This window comes from Mesorhizobium sp. B2-9-1, from assembly GCF_006439455.1.
Classification (GTDB): domain Bacteria; phylum Pseudomonadota; class Alphaproteobacteria; order Rhizobiales; family Rhizobiaceae; genus Mesorhizobium.
In genome coordinates this window covers 1-21,894 of record NZ_VFTP01000008.1, presented here as the reverse complement: position 1 = coordinate 21,894, position 21,894 = coordinate 1, and the positions used below count along the sequence as shown (strand labels likewise).

At 64.0% G+C, this 21,894-nt stretch carries 24 protein-coding genes; 19 read left to right on the top strand and 5 right to left on the bottom strand.

What is annotated here, in order from left to right; all coding sequences use genetic code 11:
- Positions 1 to 8: 8 nt before the first annotated feature.
- The 5 genes from FJW05_RS16195 (at position 9) to FJW05_RS16170 (ending at position 5,346) form a co-directional block, all read left to right on the top strand.
- The gene (locus FJW05_RS16195) at positions 9 to 1,220 is read left to right on the top strand and encodes an MFS transporter (protein WP_140634173.1); all 1,212 of its coding nucleotides are present in this window, start codon (positions 9 to 11) and stop codon (positions 1,218 to 1,220) included.
- 159 nt (positions 1,221 to 1,379) lie between these two features.
- Positions 1,380 to 2,291: an ABC transporter substrate-binding protein gene (locus FJW05_RS16190; protein ID WP_140541286.1), complete on the top strand. Its 912-nt coding sequence runs from the start codon at positions 1,380 to 1,382 to the stop codon at positions 2,289 to 2,291.
- Positions 2,292 to 2,501: 210 nt separating this feature from the next.
- Positions 2,502 to 3,665, top strand: a complete 1,164-nt coding sequence (locus FJW05_RS16180; protein WP_140633862.1) for an ABC transporter permease — start codon at positions 2,502 to 2,504, stop codon at positions 3,663 to 3,665.
- Positions 3,662 to 4,600 carry an ABC transporter ATP-binding protein gene (locus tag FJW05_RS16175; RefSeq protein ID WP_140541289.1) on the top strand — a complete coding sequence of 313 codons (939 nt, stop codon included), beginning with the start codon at positions 3,662 to 3,664 and terminating at the stop codon, positions 4,598 to 4,600. Before FJW05_RS16180 ends, FJW05_RS16175 begins: the two co-directional genes overlap by 4 nt.
- On the top strand, positions 4,597 to 5,346 hold the full coding sequence (locus FJW05_RS16170) for an ABC transporter permease (RefSeq protein WP_140633859.1): 750 nt from the start codon (positions 4,597 to 4,599) through the stop codon (positions 5,344 to 5,346). The genes FJW05_RS16175 and FJW05_RS16170 overlap by 4 nt, the downstream gene beginning before the upstream one ends.
- A 207-nt stretch (positions 5,347 to 5,553) precedes the next feature.
- On the opposite strand, the gene FJW05_RS16160 is transcribed toward FJW05_RS16170, so the two are convergent.
- Positions 5,554 to 5,757: a type II toxin-antitoxin system HicB family antitoxin gene (locus FJW05_RS16160; RefSeq protein ID WP_140633856.1), complete on the bottom strand. Its 204-nt coding sequence runs from the start codon at positions 5,755 to 5,757 to the stop codon at positions 5,554 to 5,556.
- Between the two features lie 359 nt (positions 5,758 to 6,116).
- On the opposite strand from FJW05_RS16160, the gene FJW05_RS16155 reads away from it, so the two are divergent.
- Positions 6,117 to 8,258: a sodium-translocating pyrophosphatase gene (locus tag FJW05_RS16155; RefSeq protein ID WP_140633852.1), complete on the top strand. Its 2,142-nt coding sequence runs from the start codon at positions 6,117 to 6,119 to the stop codon at positions 8,256 to 8,258.
- Positions 8,259 to 8,340: 82 nt separating this feature from the next.
- Here the strand turns inward: FJW05_RS16155 and FJW05_RS16150 are convergent, their stop codons facing one another.
- From FJW05_RS16150 to FJW05_RS16140, 3 genes are all read right to left on the bottom strand, one after another.
- Positions 8,341 to 9,330 carry a glycosyltransferase family 2 protein gene (locus tag FJW05_RS16150; RefSeq protein ID WP_246673471.1) on the bottom strand — a complete coding sequence of 330 codons (990 nt, stop codon included), beginning with the start codon at positions 9,328 to 9,330 and terminating at the stop codon, positions 8,341 to 8,343.
- 1 nt (position 9,331) lies between these two features.
- Positions 9,332 to 9,877, bottom strand: coding sequence for a dTDP-4-dehydrorhamnose 3,5-epimerase family protein (locus FJW05_RS16145; RefSeq protein WP_181164967.1), 546 nt, complete (start codon positions 9,875 to 9,877; stop codon positions 9,332 to 9,334).
- 138 nt (positions 9,878 to 10,015) lie between these two features.
- On the bottom strand, positions 10,016 to 10,540 hold the full coding sequence (locus FJW05_RS16140) for an outer membrane protein assembly factor BamE (RefSeq protein WP_140541295.1): 525 nt from the start codon (positions 10,538 to 10,540) through the stop codon (positions 10,016 to 10,018).
- A gap of 117 nt (positions 10,541 to 10,657) precedes the next feature.
- Here FJW05_RS16140 and FJW05_RS16135 point away from each other — a divergent pair, with 117 nt between their 5' ends.
- The 7 genes from FJW05_RS16135 (at position 10,658) to FJW05_RS16105 (ending at position 15,432) form a co-directional block, all read left to right on the top strand.
- Positions 10,658 to 11,200, top strand: a complete 543-nt coding sequence (locus FJW05_RS16135) for a ubiquinol-cytochrome C chaperone family protein (protein WP_140633848.1) — start codon at positions 10,658 to 10,660, stop codon at positions 11,198 to 11,200.
- Positions 11,201 to 11,211: 11 nt separating this feature from the next.
- Positions 11,212 to 11,760, top strand: a complete 549-nt coding sequence (locus FJW05_RS16130; RefSeq protein ID WP_140633844.1) for a YceD family protein — start codon at positions 11,212 to 11,214, stop codon at positions 11,758 to 11,760.
- Positions 11,761 to 11,889: 129 nt separating this feature from the next.
- Entirely contained in the window at positions 11,890 to 12,957 is a 1,068-nt protein-coding gene (plsX, locus tag FJW05_RS16125; protein WP_140633841.1) for a phosphate acyltransferase PlsX, read from the top strand.
- A 9-nt stretch (positions 12,958 to 12,966) separates the two neighbouring features.
- Positions 12,967 to 13,938, top strand: a complete 972-nt coding sequence (locus FJW05_RS16120) for a beta-ketoacyl-ACP synthase III (RefSeq protein ID WP_140633838.1) — start codon at positions 12,967 to 12,969, stop codon at positions 13,936 to 13,938.
- 104 nt (positions 13,939 to 14,042) lie between these two features.
- A complete protein-coding gene (locus FJW05_RS16115; RefSeq protein ID WP_040983242.1) occupies positions 14,043 to 14,366 on the top strand; it encodes an integration host factor subunit alpha in 324 nt (107 codons plus the stop codon).
- A 130-nt stretch (positions 14,367 to 14,496) separates the two neighbouring features.
- Positions 14,497 to 15,036: a MerR family transcriptional regulator gene (locus tag FJW05_RS16110; protein WP_040983239.1), complete on the top strand. Its 540-nt coding sequence runs from the start codon at positions 14,497 to 14,499 to the stop codon at positions 15,034 to 15,036.
- Between the two features lie 93 nt (positions 15,037 to 15,129).
- Positions 15,130 to 15,432, top strand: coding sequence for a DUF883 family protein (locus FJW05_RS16105; protein ID WP_140633835.1), 303 nt, complete (start codon positions 15,130 to 15,132; stop codon positions 15,430 to 15,432).
- A 202-nt stretch (positions 15,433 to 15,634) separates the two neighbouring features.
- Here the strand turns inward: FJW05_RS16105 and FJW05_RS16100 are convergent, their stop codons facing one another.
- A complete protein-coding gene (locus FJW05_RS16100; RefSeq protein WP_140633832.1) occupies positions 15,635 to 16,243 on the bottom strand; it encodes a hypothetical protein in 609 nt (202 codons plus the stop codon).
- 301 nt (positions 16,244 to 16,544) lie between these two features.
- On the opposite strand from FJW05_RS16100, the gene FJW05_RS16095 reads away from it, so the two are divergent.
- The 6 genes from FJW05_RS16095 to FJW05_RS16070 all read left to right on the top strand — a co-directional run.
- Positions 16,545 to 16,811: a helix-turn-helix transcriptional regulator gene (locus tag FJW05_RS16095; protein ID WP_095767666.1), complete on the top strand. Its 267-nt coding sequence runs from the start codon at positions 16,545 to 16,547 to the stop codon at positions 16,809 to 16,811.
- 203 nt (positions 16,812 to 17,014) lie between these two features.
- Positions 17,015 to 17,473, top strand: a complete 459-nt coding sequence (locus FJW05_RS16090) for a YbaK/EbsC family protein (RefSeq protein WP_140633830.1) — start codon at positions 17,015 to 17,017, stop codon at positions 17,471 to 17,473.
- A 248-nt stretch (positions 17,474 to 17,721) separates the two neighbouring features.
- The gene (locus tag FJW05_RS16085; protein WP_140633828.1) at positions 17,722 to 19,050 is read left to right on the top strand and encodes an NAD(P)H-dependent oxidoreductase; all 1,329 of its coding nucleotides are present in this window, start codon (positions 17,722 to 17,724) and stop codon (positions 19,048 to 19,050) included.
- Positions 19,051 to 19,052: 2 nt separating this feature from the next.
- Positions 19,053 to 20,084 (top strand): thiamine pyrophosphate-dependent dehydrogenase E1 component subunit alpha, encoded by a 1,032-nt coding sequence (locus FJW05_RS16080; protein ID WP_140541304.1) that lies wholly within the window; start codon positions 19,053 to 19,055, stop codon positions 20,082 to 20,084.
- Entirely contained in the window at positions 20,084 to 21,082 is a 999-nt protein-coding gene (locus tag FJW05_RS16075; RefSeq protein ID WP_140633826.1) for an alpha-ketoacid dehydrogenase subunit beta, read from the top strand. Before FJW05_RS16080 ends, FJW05_RS16075 begins: the two co-directional genes overlap by 1 nt.
- 3 nt (positions 21,083 to 21,085) lie before the next feature.
- A partial coding sequence (locus tag FJW05_RS16070; protein ID WP_140633824.1) for an E3 binding domain-containing protein occupies positions 21,086 to 21,894 on the top strand: 809 nt, incomplete at its 3' end.

Genomic DNA, 21,894 nt, shown 5'->3' with positions numbered 1-21,894 from the left:
CGACCGCAATGGCCGCGATCGCCGAGACCGGCAGGGAAGGGCGCCGCACGGCGGTGCTGCTTGCCGCTGCGCAGGCGATTGTCGGTTCGGCAGCTCCGATCGCCATTTCGCTCGGCGCGCTTGCCGGCCAATATCTGCTCGGCCCGGACAAGTCGCTGGCGACGGCGCCGGTCACCGGCTTCAATCTTGGCGTGGCGCTCGGGTCCTTGCCGGCCGCCGCCATCATCCGCAGCCTTGGCCATCGCGGCGGCTTCATGACCGGCACCATCGTTACCGCGCTCGGCGGCCTGATCGCGACGCTTGCGCTCTATCAGGCAAGCTTCTGGCTGTTCGCCTTCGGCCTCTGCGTCATCGGCGCCGGCGGCGCTTTCGTCCAGCAATTCCGCTTCGCCGCCGCCGACAACGCGCCGCCCGAGTTCAAGGCGCGCGCCATCTCCTTCGTGCTGGCGGGCGGCATCATCACCGCCGTCCTCGGGCCGCAGATCGTCATTTACACGCGTGAATTGCTGGCTCCGGTGATGTTTGCCGGGTCCTTCGTCTCGATCCTGCCCCTGGCGGCGGTTGGCGCGCTCATCCTGTCGTTCCTGCGGGTTTCCTCCCGGACCGGCGCCGTCGCTGAAGCTGCTGCAAGCGATGCCCGCCCGCTGATTGAAATCGTCGCCCAGCCGCGTTTCATCGCCGCATTGTTCTGCACCGTCGGCAGCTACGCGCTGATGAGCTTCGTCATGACCGGCGCGCCGCTCGCCATGGTCGGCTGCGGCCTGTCGGAAGACAATGCCACGCTTGGCATTTCGTGGCACGTCATGGCCATGTTCGGGCCGAGCTTCTTCACCGGCTCGCTGATCCATCGCTTCGGCGCCGAGCGCATCGTCGCCACAGGACTTGTCCTGCTGATCGGCTGTGCTGCCGTGGCGCTTTCCGGCTTGGCGCTCTGGCAGTTCTGGACGGCGCTGATCCTGCTCGGGCTCGGCTGGAATTTCGGTTTCATCGGCGCCACCGCAATGGTCGCGGCCAGCTACCGACCCTCCGAGAAGAGCAAGGTCCAGGGTTTCCATGACTTCGTCCTGTTCGGCTCCGTCGCATTCGCTTCGCTGATGTCCGGCGCGATCTACAATGCGTGGGGTTGGACCATGCTGAACTGGATCGTCTTCCCGGTCGTCGCGCTCTGCTTCCTGGCGCTCGGGACCCTGAAGCTGACGGGCTTGCGCGCCGCCAGCTGACATCACGCTGTCGGGACTGCCTGCCGCGCTTCCCTGGCGCCGGGAACAAAGATATTGCGCTGATCCCCTCAATTATGAAACCGTGTACCCCGACTGGCCGTTATAGCCGTGCTCACATGCGGCCACCGATTAATCGGTCCACAGCAAGGGATTTTCACAATGTTTTCAATCCGAAAGCTCGCCGTAGCAGCCGTCGCTCTCGGCATTGCGACGGCCTCGGCCAGCGCCCAGGTGGTCGTCTCCTCGAAGATCGATACCGAAGGCGGGGTGCTGGGCAACATCATCCAGCTCGTGCTCAACGCCAACAACATCAAGACGACCGACCGCATCCAGCTCGGCGCGACGCCCGTGGTGCGCAAGGCGATCACCGCCGGCGAGATCGACATCTATCCCGAATATACCGGCAATGCCGCCTTCTTCTTTCAGAAGGCCGACGATCCGGTCTGGAAGGACGCCGCCAAGGCCTACGAAACCGCCAAGAAGCTCGACTATGACGCCAACAAGATTGTCTGGCTGTCGCCGTCGCCGGCCAACAACACCTGGGCGATCGCGCTGCGCAAGGAAGTGGCCGACGAGAACAAGCTCGTCACCTTGACCGACTTCGGCAAATACGTCGCGGGGGGCGGCAAGGTTGTGCTGGCGGCCTCCGCCGAGTTCGTCAATTCGGCGGCGGCGCTCCCGGCCTTCCAGACGACATACGGCTTCACGCTGAAGCCGGACCAGCTGATCACGCTCTCCGGTGGCGATACCGCCGCGACCATCGCAGCCGCCGCCAACCAGACCAACGGCGCCAATGCCGCCATGGTCTACGGTACCGATGGCGGCATCCAGCCTTCCGGCCTCGTCGTGCTCGAGGACGACAAGGCTGTGCAGCCCGTCTATCAGCCCGCACCGATCATCCGCGAACAGGTCCTGAAGCAGCATCCCGAAATCGAGGCGCTGCTGAAGCCGGTCTTCGCCAAGCTCGATCTCGTCACGTTGCAGGAGCTCAACGGCCGCGTTCAGCTGGGCGGCGAGCCGGCGAAGGGCGTGGCGGAAGACTTTTTGAAGAAAAACGGGTTTTTGAAGTAGCCTTGTCTTGAAAAGCGAGAGGCCGGTGCAAGGCGCCCCCCTCTGTCCTGCCGGACATCTCCCCCTCAAGGGGGGAGATTGGCAGTTGCTGCGCCTCGCTCCCTTCTCCGGCCTTGGTGATTGGCGAAGGCCCACGCGACATCTGATCTCCCCCCTAGAGGGGGAGATGGCCGGTAGGCCAGAGGGGGGCGCCTCGCGCAAACGCGCGTCATGACCATCCGCCTCGACAAGCTCGGCGTCGTCATTGCCGCGATCGTGGCCTATGCCGCGTTCCTTGCCCCGTTCGCCACGTTCCGTGCCAACCGTATCGTGCCCGGGCAGGCGCGCTCGATCCTCGAAGCGCTGCCGTCCACGCTTGGCATGCTATTGCTGGCGATAGTGATAGCGGCCGCGATCGTCGCCCTGCTCAGGACGCCGCTTGTGCTCAGGCTGATCGCCGGCGTCGTGGCGCTGGTCGCGCTATCGGTCCTTATCGGCGTTGCCGGCGGTTTTCTGACGCCCGCCGGCAACACCTTCGCTCGCGTCTCGCCAGCCTCCGGTTTCTGGCTGCTGATCTTTGCCTTCACCTTGCTTCTCGCCGATGTGCTGACCAGGCTGAACCTGTCGCCCGGGGCGCGCGTCGGCGTGCTCGTGCTGGCCGCTTTAGCCATTGCCGCGTTGCTCGTTTCGGGACGTTGGGACAGTCTTTCCATCCTCAAGGAATACGCCAGCCGCGCCGACAGTTTCTGGGCCGAAGCTTCCAAGCACGTCACGCTGGCGCTTGGCTCGCTGGCCGGCGCGGTGATCGTCGGCATTCCGCTCGGCATCTTGTGCCATCGCGTCGAGAAGTTGCGGGCAGGGGTGCTCAATGTGCTCAACATCATCCAGACCATTCCGTCGATCGCGCTCTTCGGTTTGCTGATCGCGCCGCTCGGCTGGGTCGCCGTGCATGTGCCGGGTGCCGCCGCGGTCGGCATCAGGGGTATCGGCACCGCGCCGGCTTTTGTTGCCCTCTTCCTATATTCCCTCCTGCCGGTGGTGGCCAACACCGTGGTCGGACTCGCCGGCGTGCCACGCGCCGCCAACGACGCCGCGCGCGGTATGGGCATGACCGATCGCCAGCGCCTCTTCGACGTCGAGTTCCCGCTCGCCTTTCCGGTGATCCTGACCGGCATCCGCATCGTGCTTGTGCAGAATATCGGGCTTGCCACTATCGCCGCGCTGATCGGCGGCGGCGGCTTCGGGGTGTTCGTTTTCCAGGGTGTCGGCCAGACGGCGATGGATCTGGTGCTGCTCGGCGCGCTGCCGACCGTGGCGCTGGCCTTTGCTGCGGCGATCATCCTCGACGCCGTCATCGAGATGACCGCCACCAAGCGCAGGGTTGAAACGGCATGATCGAGATCGAAGGCATCACCAAGCGCTATGACGAGACGACAGTAGTCGATAATGTTTCGATGGTTATCGAGCCTCGAACCATCGCGACCATTGTCGGCACGTCGGGATCCGGCAAGACGACGCTGCTCAGGATGATCAACCGGCTGGTCGAGCCGAGCGCCGGCGTCGTCAAGCTCGACGGCGCCGACAACCGCTCGGTGCCCGGCTATCAGCTGCGCCGCAGCATCGGCTACGCCATCCAGGGCCACGGCCTGTTTCCGCATCGCACGGTGGCGCAGAATATCGCCACCGTGCCGTTGCTGCTCGGCTGGGACAGGGATCGCATCAAGGCCCGTGTCGACGAGTTGATGACGCTCTACCAGCTAGACCCCCAAGCCTATGGCCCGCGTTACCCGCACGAGCTTTCCGGCGGCCAGCAGCAGCGCGTCGGCGTCGCCCGCGCTTTAGCCGCCGAGCCCAACGTGCTTTTGATGGATGAACCCTTCGGCGCGCTGGACCCGATCATCCGCACCAAGGCGCAGGAGGATCTGCTGGCGATCCAGAAGCGCTTCGGCACCACCATCATCCTCGTCACCCACGACATGGAAGAAGCCGTGCATCTGGGCGACAAGATCGCCGTGATGGATGCGGGCAAGCTGGTGCAATACGCAAGACCGGCGGAGATTCTGGCCAGACCGGCAAACGGCTTTGTCGAGACACTGGTCGGCGCCAGCGAAAGGCCGTTCCGGCTGCTGTCGCTCGGGCCTGTGCGCGATGCGGTGGAGCCGGGCGGTGCCGAAGGCGAGGCGATCCCCGGCGAAGCCACGCAGCGCGACGCCCTGGCCGAGCTCTTGTGGTCGGGCCGCCCGGCGCTGCCGGTGAAAGGAGCCGACGGCAAGTTGCTCGGCCGCGTCACCGTCGAAGGCCTGGTCAAACGCGCGGCGAGGCCGCAATGAAAGCCTGGCTGCCCGCGCTGCTGAGGATGGCTGTTCTCTTGCTGCTGGCGGTCTTCATCATCAGCCCGAACTGGTTCGAGCCGCTGCTGAAACCGCTGACCGAGAATGGCGCGCCGGCGATCTACAACCAGGGCAGCCTGCTGACGCTGACGTTGCAGCATCTGCGGATCGTGCTGATGGCGACGGTGGCGGCGACGATCGTGGCCGTGGCTTTAGCCATCCTGGTCACCAGGCCGGCAGGCGCCGAGTTCCTGCCCTTGTCGCGCAGCCTGGTCAATATCGGCCAGACTTTCCCGCCGGTTGCGGTGCTGGCGCTTGCCGTGCCGGCCGTCGGCTTCGGCGAGAAGCCGACGCTGATCGCGCTCTTCCTCTACGGCTTGCTGCCGATCTTCGAGAATGCGCTGACGGCGCTCACCACGCTGCCCGGCAACGTGATGGAAGCGGCGCGCGGCGCAGGCATGACCGGCTGGCAAAGGCTGATGAAGGTCGAGCTGCCGCTGAGCGCCCCGGTGATCCTCGGCGGCATCCGGCTCTCGGTGGTCATCAGCCTCGCCACGGCAACCATCGGCTCGACGGTTGCCGCCAAGACGCTCGGCGAGGTGATAATCGCCGGCCTAATCTCGAACAACCTTGCCTTCGTGCTGCAGGGCGGCCTGATTGTCGCGGCGCTTGCAGTGCTGATCTATGACGGCCTGTCGGCGATCGAACGCTACGCCGCGCGGCGTATGGGGCAGGGGGCGGAGTAGCGCCCTCAAACGTCGTTTTCGTCGATTTGCGCCATCTTCACAAGATGGCGCAGGAGGCCGGTTTTGAGAGGCTTGTTGCCATGGATCGGAATGGAGAGACGTACGATACTTTCCTCCTTCCATAGATGTGATGGATCCCGGCAATGCGCAGAAGCAGCCGGCCTTGCCGCTCGACAATACGGGCAAGGTCCTTGCCGGAAATGGACTTCAAACGGCGATTTCCACTATCCTGCCTGGCTCAGAAGTGAATGACGATGGCAGGTCGACAGAAAGGCAGCCCTCAATGGCCTCACGCAGGTTTGCCAGAAGCTCGTCCAAGGTTTCTCCCTGAGTCGCGCATCCGGGGATGGCCGGGACCTCAGCCCAGAATCCACCCTCGTCGGCTTCGTGGACGATAGCCTTGAATTTCATCGATTAACTCCTGTCTTGCCTGGAAGATATGCTCACAATGAGTATTTGCAAAGCGAACGCTCCAGCCCCTCGAGGCATATGAGCGCTAGATCGCGGCGCCCGCCATCACCGGTGAGCTGGCCCGGTTTGCCGCGCTCGTTCTATTTCAATCGATCTAATTCCATTGCTGCGACAGGGCGAACGCCGGCACCATCGTCTTTTGGGCGAAAGCCGGGCAAAAACCGAACAATATCTTGACGTTCCAAGCCCTGTTTCGCATACACCCCAGCCAAGGGGTGGAATCCGCGTGCGGCATCCGTCCCCGTTCCAACGGCCCAGGGAGGGGTTCTTTTGGGCCATCAATCGAGGAAAATCCGGCAATGACCATCATTACCGCCGTCATCGCCTGCGGCCTGCTGTCAGTTCTGTACGCCATCTGGGCGACACGTTCGGTCCTTGCGTCCGATCAGGGCAATCAGCGCATGCAGGAAATCTCAGCCGCCATCCGCGAAGGCGCCCAGGCTTACCTGGCGCGCCAGTACACGACCATCGCGATCGTCGGTATCGTCGTTCTCCTGCTTGCGTGGTGGCTGCTTTCGATCACCGCCGCCATCGGCTTCCTGATCGGCGCGGTGCTGTCGGGCGCCGCCGGTTTCATCGGCATGCATGTCTCGGTGCGCGCCAATGTGCGAACCGCGCAAGCCGCCTCGAACAGCCTTGCCGCCGGCCTCGACATCGCCTTCAAGTCGGGTGCCATCACCGGCATGCTGGTCGCGGGCCTGGCGCTGCTTGGCGTCTCGATCTACTACTTCATCCTGACCGGCCCGATGGGCCTGCAGCCCAACGACCGCGTCGTCATCGACTCGCTCGTCGCGCTCGGCTTCGGCGCCTCGCTGATCTCGATCTTCGCCCGTCTCGGCGGCGGCATCTTCACCAAGGGTGCGGATGTCGGCGGCGATCTCGTCGGCAAGGTCGAGGCCGGTATCCCCGAAGACGATCCGCGCAACCCGGCCACCATCGCCGACAATGTCGGCGACAATGTCGGCGACTGTGCCGGCATGGCCGCCGATCTGTTCGAGACCTATGCGGTGACCGTCGTCGCCACCATGGTGCTTGCCGCTATCTTCTTCGGCGGTACCGCGGTGCTGGGGGCCGCGATGCTCTATCCGCTGGCCATCTGCGGCGCCTGCATCCTGACCTCGATCGTCGGCACATTCTTCGTCAAGCTGGGTTCCAACGGCTCGATCATGGGCGCGCTCTACAAGGGCCTGATCGTCACCGGCCTGCTGTCGATCGTCGGCCTCGCCGCCGCTACCTCGGCCACCCTCGGCTGGGGCGAGGTCGGCACCGTCGCCGGCATCGTCATCACCGGCAAGAACCTGTTCATCTGCGGCCTGATCGGCTTGGCTGTGACCGGCTTGATCGTCGTAATCACGGAATACTATACCGGCACCAACAAGCGTCCGGTGAACTCGATCGCTCAGGCGTCGGTGACCGGCCACGGCACCAACGTCATCCAGGGCCTCGCGGTCTCGCTGGAATCGACGGCGCTGCCGGCCATCGTCATCGTCGGCGGCATCATCGCCACCTACCAGCTCGCCGGCCTTTTCGGCACAGCGATCGCCGTCACCACCATGCTCGGGCTAGCCGGCATGATCGTGGCGCTCGACGCCTTCGGCCCGGTCACCGACAATGCCGGCGGCATCGCCGAAATGGCCGGCCTGCCCAAGGAAGTCCGCCACTCGACCGACGCGCTCGACGCGGTCGGCAACACCACCAAGGCGGTGACCAAGGGCTATGCCATCGGCTCGGCCGGCCTCGGCGCGCTGGTGCTGTTCGCCGCCTACTCGAACGATCTCAGGTTCTTTGCCGCCAATGGCGACAAGTACCCCTACTTCCAGGGCATGGGCGAGATCTCGTTCGATCTCTCCAACCCGTATGTCGTCGCCGGCCTCATCTTCGGCGGCCTGATCCCCTATCTGTTCGGCGGTATCGCGATGACCGCGGTCGGTCGCGCCGCAGGCTCGATCGTCGAGGAAGTGCGCAAGCAGTTCCGCGAGGACAAGGGCATCATGGCCGGCACCTCGAAGCCGAACTATGCGCGCGCCGTCGACATCCTGACCAGGGCGGCGATCCGGGAAATGATCATTCCGTCGCTGCTCCCGGTGCTCGCGCCGCTCGTCGTCTATTTCGGCGTGCTTCTGATCTCGGGCTCGAAGGCCTCGGCCTTCGCGGCGCTCGGCGCCTCGCTGCTCGGCGTCATCGTCAACGGCCTCTTCGTCGCCATCTCGATGACCTCCGGCGGCGGCGCCTGGGACAACGCCAAAAAGTCGTTCGAGGATGGCTTTACCGACAAGGACGGCGTCAAGCACCTGAAGGGTTCGGAAGCGCACAAGGCCTCGGTTACCGGCGATACCGTCGGCGATCCCTACAAGGACACCGCCGGCCCGGCCGTCAACCCGGCGATCAAGATCACCAACATCGTCGCGCTGCTTCTGCTCGCCGTGCTCGCGCACGGCTGATTGCGGCTATTCCAGGACAAAGCCCGCGGGATCGCTCCCGCGGGCTTTGTGTTTCGGCATGACATCATGCATTCCGGGGCACTCAACTAGCTTCCGGCCTTTCGCCGCCACGGCGATAGCGGGCCAGCAACGCGTCGGCGTCTGGTTCTCGTTCGGGCATCGGCGGCAAGCCGCGTGTCCGGCGCAACATGGCAATGAACGCGCCGCGGCGATATTGGCGGCGGAAGGACCGCGCCCGCGGATGTATGCCGAGCACAGCCAGAAGCCTGCGTTTGAGATAGCGGGAGCGCTTGAGGGGGGCAGGTTCCTCGGCGTTGCCAAGAATCCTGACCCGCAACGCGTCTGGCGCATCCATCGCGTCCATCAGTTCTTCCTGCTCCCGCGCCGTGTCTCGCGCATAGCTGCCTTCGCGCTTGCCCGAATGCAGCATGAGCACGGTTAGATGGGGCATTGTCGCAATTACAGCACCCTTGCGCCAGGCACGGAACAGCCAGTCCTGAGAACTCTCGCAAACGCACTGGCTGGCCGGGCGCCATGGCCCAAGCCTTGGCAGCGACGTCCGCCGGATCATTTGCGCGGAACCGAATCCGACTGTGGTGACTGGGTCATAGAAGCCGTCCCGGCCCATCCCGAGGATCATATGCCTGGAGCCTTTGCTCGCGGACGACTCGATGACTGCACCTCGGGCGATCACCACATCGGCACCGGTGGCGTCGATCCAGCCGCACATGGACGCCAGATGGTCGGGAAACCACAGATCGTCATGGTTCAAGATGGCGATGAAGCGGCCGCGGGCCCGGGCAAAGCCGATATTGTTGGGACCCGACTGCTCGCCGAAGTTCACCGGAAGATCGATATAGCAGATGCGGGCGTCTTCGAATGCAGCGACCGTGGCCGCGGTGTCAGGGCGGCACGCGTCGCCGATGACTATGGCTTCCCAGTCCTGCAGGGTCTGACCAATGAGGCTCTTCAGCGCCTGATGCAGCACCGCCGGACGATTGTGCGTCGCTATCACGATCGAGACAAGTGGTTCGATCGGTCCGATTGGCGCGCTTTGACCGGCCTGTTCCACACTACACCAGCTTGTAGGGGATTTGTTCCGCATCGGGCGGCAGGCGCCAATGGTCGGGCGCGTCATAGGCGTAAGCCTTGTCGACGAGGTTGAGCAGCAACGCCATCTCCGGTCCGAGGGCGACGACACCGTGCCAGACGCCGGGCGGAATGGTCACGATTGCCGGTCGCGAGGCGCCGACGATCTTGTGCCAGACCGTGCCGAAACTGGGCGAAGCCTTGCGCCCGTCGAAAAGCGATATCCGCACGCTGCCGGCGCAGCAGAACAGGCGGTCGAGAGTCACCGCATGTGCGTGCCAGCCCGTCACCGCGCCCGGATACATGGTGCGCTGAAACACTTGCCCGACCGGCGATTGATCAAGAGCCCATTCCTCGCGAAAGATCTCGGTCAGGTAGCCGTTGGAAGTCGCGACGGGTCTGATTTCCTTGAATGCGACGCCCTCGATCGGCGGCGCATCGACGGCAAGCCAGTCCGGCGTCACCGTCTGTTGGTCAGGCGTGCCGGTCGCCATCCAGCCCTGCGGTACGGTACGATCGTTGTTGCTCATATCCAGCCCCCCGGAAATCGCCAAAGCGTCATACGTGGCTATGCGGGCATAGGCAAGCGCAGTCGGACGGTCGCCGGCAGGCGACGAAAGACCGTCAATCGAAGTCTTTCGTTCAGTCGGGTTGCCGGGCGAGCGAACTCAGGGCGTACCGCCGCTACCGCCGCCGGGGATGCCGGGCGCCAGCTTGCTGGCGCCGCTGATGACCTGGCTCAGGAAGTTCTGGTCCTTGCCGCCGGTGGGCGTCGTCCGCGAGATGAAGTCGAAGACCTTGCCGTCCTTGAGACCGTAATTGGCGATCTGGGTGACGCGGCCGTCAGCGCCGAAATAGACCGCCAGCACGTGCTGGTCGACGATGCGCGGGTTGTCGAAGGCGACGTAGCGCTTGCGCGTTTGCGAGATGTAGTAGAAGGCCTCGTTGTCGAAGGTCGCCGTCGTCGACGGCGTGCCCAGCGCCAGAAGCACCTGCTCGCGGCTCGATCCGACCGGCACCGAATCGATCGCCTGCTGGTCGATGACGTAGCCTTTCGTCAGCGTCTCGCTCGGATGGAGATCTCCGAACATCTTGGACGAATTGCAGGCGGAAAGCGCTGACACCATTACCAGCAGCGAAGCCGCGCCCACTGGGGCGGGCGCAAAGAACGACTTGAATTTCAGCGCACCCAACAACAATTCTCCATCACATCCCCGCAACTTGCGCTGGGCCGCAAAACCGGTAAACCAGCTTGCATGCCGATGCAACAAGGCCAAATCAAACAACAGGTCCCCGGGAGACCGCCCTCAATGTTCCAGCGCCTTTTTGGCCGCGAACGCAATGCCAACCGCGCTATCACCGACGCGCTCTACGCACAAATCGTGGCGGCGGCGCGGCAAACGGTGTTTTATTCCGACTGGAATGTGCCGGATACGCCGCTCGGCCGCTTCGAGATGCTGTCGCTGCACATGTATCTCGTCCAGCACCGGCTGCATGGCAGGCAAGGCGTGGCCGCCGAGGTCGCGCAAGTGCTGATCGACGAGTTCTTCCTCGATGTCGAGCATTCGCTGCGCGAACTTGGCATTGGCGATGTCGGCGTGCCCAAACGCATGAAGAAGCTGGCAAAGATGTTTTACGGCCGTACGGCTGCCTATGACGAAGCGTTCAAGGAAGACGATCGGGTGGCGCTTGCGGCGGCGCTCGCCCGCAACGTCAGGCCGGACTCCGGCCCCTGGCCGCAGGCGCCGCTGCTGGCGGACTATGTCTGCGAGGCCTCGCACAAGCTTGCCGCGCAGCCGACCGAATCGATCGCCGCCGGCATCGCCGCGTTTCCGGCGGCCGGGGCAGCGTGAAGGAGGCCGGCATGAAAGACGCCGAATTGCGCAGCCCGGTATCCTTCGTCGCCAATGTCGCGCGCCTGCCGCAAAAGGGCCTGCCTGTCCTTGTCGAGGCCGATGAGCGCCAGCGCGAGGCGCTTGCCGCCGCATATGACCTGCTTTCGGTCGAGAGCTATCGCGCCGAACTGCTTGTGGTCCCCTGGAAGCGCAATGGCGTCAAGGTCACCGGTCGCGTCGCGGCCGACATCACGCAAGCCTGCATCGTCACCCTGGATCCGGTCGCCGCGCATATTGACGAGCCCGTCGAGGCGCTGTTTCTGCCCGAGCAGTCGAAGCTTGGGCGCGAAGGTTTCGAAGGCGGCGGCGAGATCGTCCTCGACGCCGACGGGCCGGACAGTCCGGAGACATTTTCCGGCGACACCATCGACGTCGGCGGGCTGGCCGAACAGTTTTTCGGTCTGGCTATCGACCCTTATCCGCGCAAGTCGGGAGCCTCGCTCGACGTCGCCGGCGACGATCAGACCGAGGAGAGCGAATTCCAGAAAAAGCTGCGTTCGCTGCTTGGAAAATCCTGAGGTGGTCCGGATTTTGGAAAAGTTGGTTGTGCGCAGGCACAAAACCGTTATTTTCGCCGAACCTTCGCGAGGTCCCTTACCTCGGCAGGCGTCCGCCGCAAGCCAGGCAAACCGTGAGAAAAGCACTACGTGATCAGGATTTCCATCGATGCCATGGGCGGCGATCACGGACCGAGCGTGGTCATCCCGGCGCTGATGACCGTCGCCATCCGCCGCCCTGACATCCGCTTCGTCGTCTATGGCCGCGAGGACGTGGTGCGTCCTGAACTCGCCAAGTTCCCGAAACTCGCCGAGATAAGCGAGTTCGTCCATTGCGAGATCGCCGTGCGCATGGATGACAAGCCGAGCCAGGCGCTTCGCCACGGCCGCTGGAAGTCGTCGATGTGGAAGGCCGTCGAAGCGGTCAAGAACGGCGGGGCGCAGGCCTGCGTTTCGGCCGGCAACACCGGCGCGCTGATGGCGATGTCGAAATTCTGCCTTCGCACGATGGCCACCATCGACCGTCCGGCGATCGCAGCGCTCTGGCCGACGACGCGCGGCGAAAGCGTGGTGCTCGATGTCGGCGCCACTATCGGCGCGGATGCGCATCAGCTTATCGATTTCGCCATTCTGGGTACCGGCATGGCGCGCTCGGTGTTTGGCGTCGAGCGGCCGAGCGTCGGCCTGCTCAATGTCGGCGTCGAGGAGATCAAGGGCCAGGAAGAGGTCAAGGAAGCCGGCCGCATGTTGCGCGAGGCCAACATGGCCTCGATGAATTATCGCGGCTTCGTCGAGGGCGACGATATCGGCAAGGGCACGGTCGACGTGGTGGTCACCGAGGGCTTCGCCGGCAACATCGCGCTCAAGACCGCCGAGGGCACCGCAAGGCAGATCGCCGGCTATCTGCGCGCCGCCATGAGCCGCACGCTCATGGCCAAGATCGGCTACGTCTTCGCCAAGAGCGCCTTCGACAGGCTGCGCGAGAAGATGGATGTCGGTCGCTCCAATGGTGGCGTCTTCCTGGGGTTGAACGGCATCGTCGTGAAGAGCCATGGCGGCGCCGATTCGGACGGATTCGCGGCCGCCATCGAGCTCGGCTACGATATGGTACGCAACAATCTGCTTGACCGGATCGAGGCCGACCTCGATCTGTTCCATGCGCGCAACCCGACCGCGCAGGCAAACAGGAAGTCCGGCGTCGCCGACGCCGAGGAATAGGAAAGAGCCTTGATCAGATCAGTCGTGCGCGGCAACGGTGCCGCGCTGCCCCGCCGCATCATGAAGAATGCCGACTTCGAAGGCATGGTCGAGACCTCCGACGAGTGGATCGTCCAGCGCACCGGCATTCGCCAGCGCCACGTCGCCGCCGACGACGAGACGACTGCCTCGCTTGGCGAGGATGCGGCGCGCGCCGCGCTCGACAGCGCCGGCATGACGCCCGCCGATATCGATCTCATCATCCTGGCGACCTCGACGCCCAACAACACGTTCCCGGCGACGGCTGTCGAAATCCAGAACCGGCTCGGCATGCATCACGGCTTTGCCTTCGACCTGCAGGCCGTGTGCTCGGGCTTCGTTTACGCCGTCGCCACTGCCGATCTCTATATACGCGGCGGCCTGGCCAAACGCGTCCTGGTGATCGGCTCGGAAACATTCTCGCGCATCCTCGACTGGAGCGACCGCTCGACCTGTGTGCTGTTCGGCGACGGCGCCGGCGCGCTGGTTCTCGAAGCGGAAGACGGAGCCGGCGCGATCACCGATCGCGGCGTGCTGGCCGCAAGCCTGCGCTCCGACGGCGTGCACAAGGACAAGCTCTTCGTCGACGGAGGCCCTTCGACCACGGGAACCGTCGGCCATCTGAGGATGGAAGGCCGTGAAGTGTTCAAGCATGCCGTGGGCATGATCACCGACGTCATCGAGGCGACCTTCAGCGAGGCCGGCATAACGGCCGAGGACCTCGACTGGTTCGTGCCGCATCAGGCCAATAAACGGATTATTGACGCTTCCGCCAAGAAGCTCGGGATCGCCGAAGAGAAAGTGGTGGTCACCGTCGATTTACACGGTAACACCTCGGCTGCTTCGGTGCCGCTCGCCTTGTCGGTGGCCGTCGCCGACGGTCGCATCAAGAAGGGCGACCTGGTTCTTCTCGAGGCGATGGGTGGAGGCTTCACCTGGGGCGCGGTGTTGCTCCGCTGGTAAGTGCCGAACTCGCCGGTTCGGTCCTTGACCTTGCCGGATCAATTACTTAGGCTCAGCCTTTGCCTGTATCGATTTACGTTTTTGCGAGCAGATGGGACGGTCGCATGGGGGGAAAGACACTTACGCGTGCCGACCTTGCTGAAGCCGTTTACCGGAAGGTTGGTTTGTCGCGAACGGAATCGGCGGAACTCGTCGAGGCTGTGCTGGACGAAATCTGCGAAGCCATCGTTCGCGGTGAGACGGTCAAGCTGTCGTCCTTCGCCACCTTCCATGTCCGCTCCAAGAACGAGCGCATCGGCCGCAATCCCAAGACCGGCGAGGAAGTACCGATCTTGCCGCGCCGGGTGATGACGTTCAAGTCCTCGAACGTGCTCAAGAACCGGATCCTGCGTTCGCATCAGAACAGCAAGGGCAAGGGCGGCAAGTAGTTTGCTGGCGAATGCGGTTGAAAACCGCCGGCGGTTTTGACGCTGGGCTTGAATATCGTTTCATAAATCGCTGAAATAGATGCGATTCGGCACCATGCCCGGATCGTGGTCCAGTGTGGAGGATTGGCCCATGGACAAGAGCCCCGATGCTTTCCGCACCATCAGCGAAGTCGCGGAAGATCTTGATCTGCCGCAGCACGTGCTGCGTTTCTGGGAGACCCGCTTCACCCAGATCAAGCCGATGAAGCGTGGCGGTGGCCGGCGCTACTACCGGCCGCAAGACGTCGAGCTCATCAAGGGCATCCGGCATATGCTCTACGATCAGGGCTATACGATCAAAGGCGTGCAGAAGCTGTTGCGTGAGAACGGCAACCATTTCCTGGTCGCCATCGGCAATGGCGACATGGCCGCGGTAGAGGCCATCGCCCAGCGCCGCCAGGCCGAGCAGGTGCCGCTGACGGCGGCCGCGCAGCCGCGGGGCGACGAGGACGCGCTGGTTGGCCAGCCGAAGGTGAAGCCCAGCCGCCGTTTCTTCGGCCTCGGCAAGAGCGACGACGAAGGCCCGGTTCAACCCGACTCGTCGAAATTGTCGCGTGACAATCGCGCCCTGCTGCAGGAGGCGCTGTTCGACTTGCTGGAATGCAAGCGCCTGCTCGACCAGGTTCGTTGAACGGTCATATTCGACTTGACCGCGCTCGGTCGGTCGGCCGGAACGGGCTCTTCGTCCGTGCGTTAGGCCTTCTCGAAGAGAAGGACAACAAGCATGGCATCGTTTTCGACCCTCTCCGACGTTGATATCGACAAGCAGGTCGCGGCGCTTTCGCGACAACTGCACGACCTGAAGAAGGTTTTGGCCAGGCGCGGTGACGCCTATTACGAGGATGGCCGCGAGGCGGCGTCCGACTATTATTCGCAACTTGCCGATCTCCTCCACGAGGCGCTGCCGGCAATAAGGCGCAGGGGCAGGGCGATCGAGCGCACGGCGCGCGATCATCCGGCGACGGCCGCCGCCGTCGGGCTGGTCGTGGTCGGACTGCTTGCCGGCCTCCTTATCAGCCGGCGCTGATCATTTCGGCACCGCTATGGAAATGGCGGCCGCGTTGCGGCCGGCGATATCGGCGGATTGGGAAAGCCGGCGCGGCTCTCCTCGGCGCGCCACGCATCCGGCGCGCGGCTCCTCGGCATGGAAGCGGCTCGCTTCGCGACACCGCCGCCTCAGATAGGCCGAGTCTTCAAGCCACCAAAGCTGTTCGAACCGCTCGCCTGCCTCACATCGGCGGCGCGATGCCGTGATTCCCGACAACGATCCGTTTCGCGATCAGATTGCCGTCGCCGCCGCGCTCGGCATTGACGAACACTGCGATGCCCGGCGTGAGATCTGCCGGCGTGGCGGTGGCGAATGTCACGATCGGTGTCGTCTGCGGGATAGCGATCTGCTTCTTCTGGCCGTTGTCATAGGTAAGCGTGACGGTGCGGCCTTCGATCTCGGTGACGTCGGCGACGGTGCCGTTGGTCATGCGGCTGTTGGGCTGCAGATCCCAGTCGCGATCGCCTTCTCCGGTACCCTTCAGCGCGGCTGGAAAGATCACGACTTCCAGCGCGCCGCTGCCGCCGTCGGCCTTGGACGTCGAGGCGATGCCGAGAAAATCGCCTCGTTTGATATCGGCTGCCGACGCCTTGGCGACGCCAGAAATCTTCCATCCGTTGGCGAGCGTGATCGCATCGGTTTTGCCATCGCGATCCTTCACCGTCAGCGTCGATCCGGCAACGCTGACGACAGTGCCTCGAACACGTATGGCATCTGCGGCCCACGCTTGCGTCGCGCCGATGGCGCTTGAGACTGTGCCAAGCACAATTGCGAACGATTTCAAAGTCATGGCATCTGATCCTTCCGAGAAACGCCCGGCGCTGGTCTGTTGGCCACCACCGGTGACGGCAAGCTAACGAACCGAGACGCCGAAAATGCCGGAGGATCCGGCCGAGGACCTTCAAAAGAACTTGATTGAGCGCTCCGCGGTCTTACATATACGCAGCCCGAGGCATCAGCCGAAACGCAGCTTCACGATGGCGTGACGCCGCATGGGTGCTCTTGGCAAATCATTTGTTAACGAGCATTCTCCCGCCCGTCTCAGGCAACACCACATTTCATCCGACCCTGTTTCATCTCAAGGAGTTGCCATGCCCAACACCGTACGAAACGCTGTTTCCAACGACATTATTGCCGCGTCCGGCCTCAACCCGTTCAAAGCCGCCCGCGAAACCAGGGGGTACACGATCGAGGAGCTCTCTTTGACCTGCGGCCTGGCCGTGGGCGAGATCGTCGACATTGAGGACGGCAAGGACGCCGACCCCGCCAAGCTTCGGCGCATCGCTTCCGCCCTGCAGGTGCCGGAAGAGGAATTGATCAGAGTGCCGGCCGCCGAGAACCGGCCCACGCAGCAATAGGGACGCAAGCAAGCGTCCATGTGAAAGCCCGCCAAGGCATGCCTGGCGGGCTTTTTGATGCATGTCGCCCAACTGTGCGCTGAGGTTTTGGGAAACGACAGGCATCAAGACAAGGGTGCGCAACGCGCGGCCGTGGCTCTTGTCAATGACCGCGTCGCCATGCGATTCGCGAGCCGGTGTTCGACAGTCTGACGAGGGGTCCTATGAGTTTGGAATCGGTTCGCGCTTTTTTTGCCGAGCACGCGCCCGACATCGAAGTCATCGTCACCGAGGCAAGTTCCGCAACAGTGGCGCTGGCGGCGGAGGCGCACGGTGTCATGCCGGCGCAGATCGCCAAGACGATCTGCCTGCGCGTCGGCGACGAGGCCATGCTGGTCGTGACCAGCGGCATCGCCAGGCTCGACAACCGCAAATTCAAGGACAGCATGGGCGGCAAGCCGCGCATGCTGGGCGGCGAGGAGGTGCTGGCAATCACCAGCCATCCGCCTGGCGGCGTCTGCCCGTTCGGCCTGCCGTCGCCGCTACCCGTCTATTGCGATCTGTCGCTCAAGGCCTTCGATGAGGTCGTTCCCGCAGCCGGCGCCACCAATGCCGCGGTGCGCATCACGCCGGCGCGCATGGCCGATCTGGTCGGCGCCGTATGGGTCGACGTTTGCCAGTAGCAATTGCCGCCTAGATATCTCGTCATGGTTCGTCGCAGGCCGTGGTCCGGCTTTGACCGACATTCGGCGCCGCCCGCTCGCTTCCATTTGGTTTGATATAGGCATCCGCGCCTTTCGCCGTTGCGCGTCAACCAACTCGAAAAGCGTCGAGGACGGCCAAAGATTTGGACATTAGTCTTGACAGAAATACAGATGTTCAATACCCGTCAAGCGATCAAACAGCATGCGATGTGGGAGGAATAAGCGGCATGGCTTCCAATATTTCGTTGACGGGCCTCGCCCGTGACCTCGAGGAGCGCGCCAAGTCCGGCAAGCCGATCCGCATCGGCCTGATCGGCTCGGGCGAAATGGGAACCGACATCGTTACCCGCGTCGCCCACATGTCCGGCATCGAGATCGGCGCCATTTCCGAACTCAACCTGCCGGCGGCCGGCAAGGCCGTCGATATCGCCTTCCAGGCAACCGGTCATGCGCGCGAAGTTTCGAGTGCCTCGGCGATGACGTCGGCCATGGAGGCCGGCAAAATCGCCGTCACCAACGATTCCAGCCTTGTCATCGGCAACGACCTCATCGACGTCGTGATCGACGCGACTGGCGTTCCGGCCGTCGGCGCCGAGATCGGCCTGCGCGCCATGGAGCATGGCAAGCATCTGGTGATGATGAATGTCGAAGCCGACGTCACCATTGGCGCCTATCTCAAGAGCGAAGCCGACCGCCTCGGCGTGACCTACTCGCTGGGCGCCGGCGACGAGCCGTCTTCCTGCATGGAGCTGATCGAGTTCGTCTCCGCCATGGGCCACCCGATCGTTGCCGCCGGCAAGGGCAAGAACAACCCGCTCAACATCGATGCCACGCCTCCCGACTATGAGGAGGAGGCCAAGCGCCGGCACATGAACGTGCGCATGCTGGTCGAATTCGTCGATGGTTCGAAGACCATGGTCGAGATGGCGGCGATCGCCAATGCGACCGGGCTGGTTCCCGACAAGCCCGGCATGCACGGCCCGTCCGCGACGCTCGGCGAATTATCGAAGGTGCTGGTGCCTGAGAAGGACGGCGGCGTGCTGTCGAAGGTCGGCGTCGTCGACTATTCGATCGGCAAAGGTGTGGCGCCCGGCGTCTTCGTCGTCGCCGACATGTCGCATCCGCGCATCTCGGAGCGCATGGAAGACCTGAAGATGGGCAAGGGCCCATATTTCACCTTCCATCGTCCCTATCACCTCACCTCGCTGGAAGTGCCGCTCACCTGCGCCCGTGTCGTGCTCTACGGCAAGGCGGACATGGTGCCGCTGGCCAAGCCCGTGGCCGAAGTCTGCGCCGTTGCCAAGAAGGATCTGAAGCCCGGCGACAAGCTCGACGCCATCGGCGAATATTGCTACCGCGCCTGGATCATGACGGCGCCGGAAGCCCATGCGGCGCGCGCCGTTCCCTGCGGCCTGCTGCAGGGCGGCTCCGTGACTACGCCCATCAAGAAGGGCGAGCTTATCACCTATGCCAACGCGGCGCCCGCGCCGGGCTCGAAGATCGCCGAGCTGCGTGCCCGCCAGGACAAGCTCGTTTATGGCGCCGTGGAGGCGTGATCATGGCTGGAGCCAGCAAAGCCGCAGTCGTGGATAGCCGGGCCAACCTGCCTTTCGTCTATCGCCAGTACAGCCCGGAGCAGCTGAGGGAGGTGCTTCACAAGATGTACCTCATCCGCCGCTTCGAAGAGGGCGCGGAAGAGTGCTACACGCGCGGCCTCATCCACGGCACCATGCACCTGTCGATCGGCCAGGAAGCCAGCGCCATGGGCATCTGCATGCCGCTCGCCGAGGACGACCAGATCACCTCGACGCATCGCGGCCATGGCCATTGCATCGCCAAGGGCGCCGAAGTCAGCCGGATGTTCGCGGAGTTCTTCGGCAAGACCACGGGCTACTGCAAGGGTCGCGGCGGCTCCATGCATATTGCCGATGTCGCCAAGGGCAATCTCGGCGCCAACGGCATCGTTGCCGGCGGCATCCCGATTGCGGTGGGTGCCGCGCTCTCGTCCAAGATGATGAAGACCGGCAAGGTCGTGGTTTCCTTCTTCGGCGACGGCGCCAACAACGAAGGCGCCTTCCACGAGGCGCTGAACATGGCGGCGGTCTGGAAGCTGCCGGTGATCTTCGTGTGCGAGAACAACGGCTACGGCATGTCGACCTCGACGGCGCGCTCGACCGCGGTGAAGAACATCGCCGAACGGGCGGCCGCCTATTCGATGCCCGGCGTCATCGTCAACGGCAATATCTTCTCCGAGGTGGCCGAGGCGTCCTTCAAGGCGGTGGAGCGGGCGCGGGCCGGCGAGGGGCCGACGCTGATCGAATCCAAGACCTACCGTCATCGCGGCCATTCCAAGAGCGACCGCAACCGTTACCGCACCAAGGAAGAGATCGAGGATTGGATGGCGAACCGCGATCCGATCACGTTGTTCGAGACCGAGCTGCGCGATTTCGGCTTCATCGACGACCAGGGTATCCAGGCAATCCGCGACGCGGTCGCCAAGGAGATCGCCGACGGCATCGAGTTCGCCAAGGCGAGCCCGGCGCCCGAGATCGCCACCCTGCAGAACTACGTTTACACGGAGCCTGCGTGATGGACGCCGCGCTGCGTGAACTGAGCTACGCCCAGGCGATCCAGGAAGCCATGGCGATCGCCATGGACATGGACGAACGTGTCTTCCTGATGGGCGAGGATATCGGCGTCTATGGCGGCGCCTTTCAGGTGACCGGCGACCTGGTCGAGCGCTACGGCACCGAGCGGGTTATAGACACGCCGATCTCCGAACTGGGCGGCGCTGGCGTCGCGGTGGGCGCGGCGGTCACCGGCATGCGGCCGATCTTCGAATTCCAGTTCTCGGATTTCGCCACGCTCGGCATGGAGCAGATCGTCAACCAGGCGGCCAAGATGCGCTTCATGCTCGGCGGCGAGGTCTCGGTACCCGTGGTGATGCGTTTCCCGGCGGGCTCGGGCACGGGTGCTGCCGCGCAGCACAGCCAGAGCTTAGAAGCTTGGCTCGGCCATGTGCCTGGCCTCAAGGTCATCCAGCCTGCGACGCCGCACGATGCCAAGGGCATGCTGCTTGCCGCGGTCGCCGATCCGGACCCGGTCATGATCTTCGAGCACAAGCTTCTCTATAAGATGAAGGGCCATGTGCCTGAAGGCCATTACACCGTGCCGATCGGCAAGGCCGAGATCCGCCGCGAAGGCCGCGACCTCACCATCGTCGCCACATCGATCATGGTGCAGAAGGCGCTCGACGCCGCGGCTGTGCTTGAAGGCGAGGGCATCGACATCGAGGTGGTCGATCTGCGCACGATCCGCCCGATCGACAGGCAGACCGTCATCGACAGCGTGAAGAAGACATCGAGATTGCTCTGCGTCTACGAAGCGGTGAAAACGCTCGGCATCGGTGCGGAAGTGAGCGCGCTCGTCGCCGAAAGCGAGGCGTTCGACTATCTCGATGCGCCGATCGTGCGCCTTGGCGGCGCCGAGACGCCGATCCCCTACAATCCGGACCTGGAAAAGGCGACGGTGCCGCAGGTTCCCGACATCATTGCCGTCGCGCGCGACCTCGTGAAAGGGGTTCGCTGAGCGATGCCGACCGAAGTCATTCTTCCCAAGGTCGACATGGATATGGCGACCGGACAGATCTCGCGCTGGTTCGCCGAGGAGGGCGCGCACGTCAAGAAAGGCGACGTGCTTTTCGAGATCGAGACCGACAAGGCGGCGATGGAGATCGATGCGCCGGCCAGCGGCACGCTGCGCGACGTCACCGGCAAGGAGCGCGTCGACATTCCGGTCGGTGAACCGGTGGCATGGATCTATGCAGACGACGAGGTCTATGAATCAGGAACAACGACGCCGCAGAACGGGGCGCCAATCTCCCCCCTCGTGGGGGAGATGTCGGCGAAGCCGACAGAGGGGGGCGCTGTCCCGCCAACCTCTCATCCCGTCGCGCCCCCCTCTGCCCTGCCGGGCATCTCCCCCACAAGGGGGGAGATCGGCCAATCGCAGGGCGAGCGCGCAACGCCGCTGGCGCGCCGTTTGGCTCGCGAAGCCGGTCTTAAGATAGCCGAAATACAAGGCAGCGGTCCGCGTGGTCGCGTCGTGCGTGCCGACGTTGAGGCCGCAGTCGCCGCAAAAGGCGCTGCCGTCCCTGCTCGACCGGCCGCCGAGGTCTCGGCCGCCGCCCCGTCCGCTCCGGCCGCAGCCAAGCCGGTGTCGGACGACCAGGTGCTGAAGCTGTTCGCCGAAGGCTCCTACGAGCTGGTGCCGCACGACAACATGCGCAAGACCATCGCGCGCCGCTTGGTCGAGGCGAAGTCGACCATCCCGCATTTCTATTTGACGCTGGACTGCGAGCTCGACGCGCTGCTTGCGCTGCGCACGCAGCTCAATGCCGC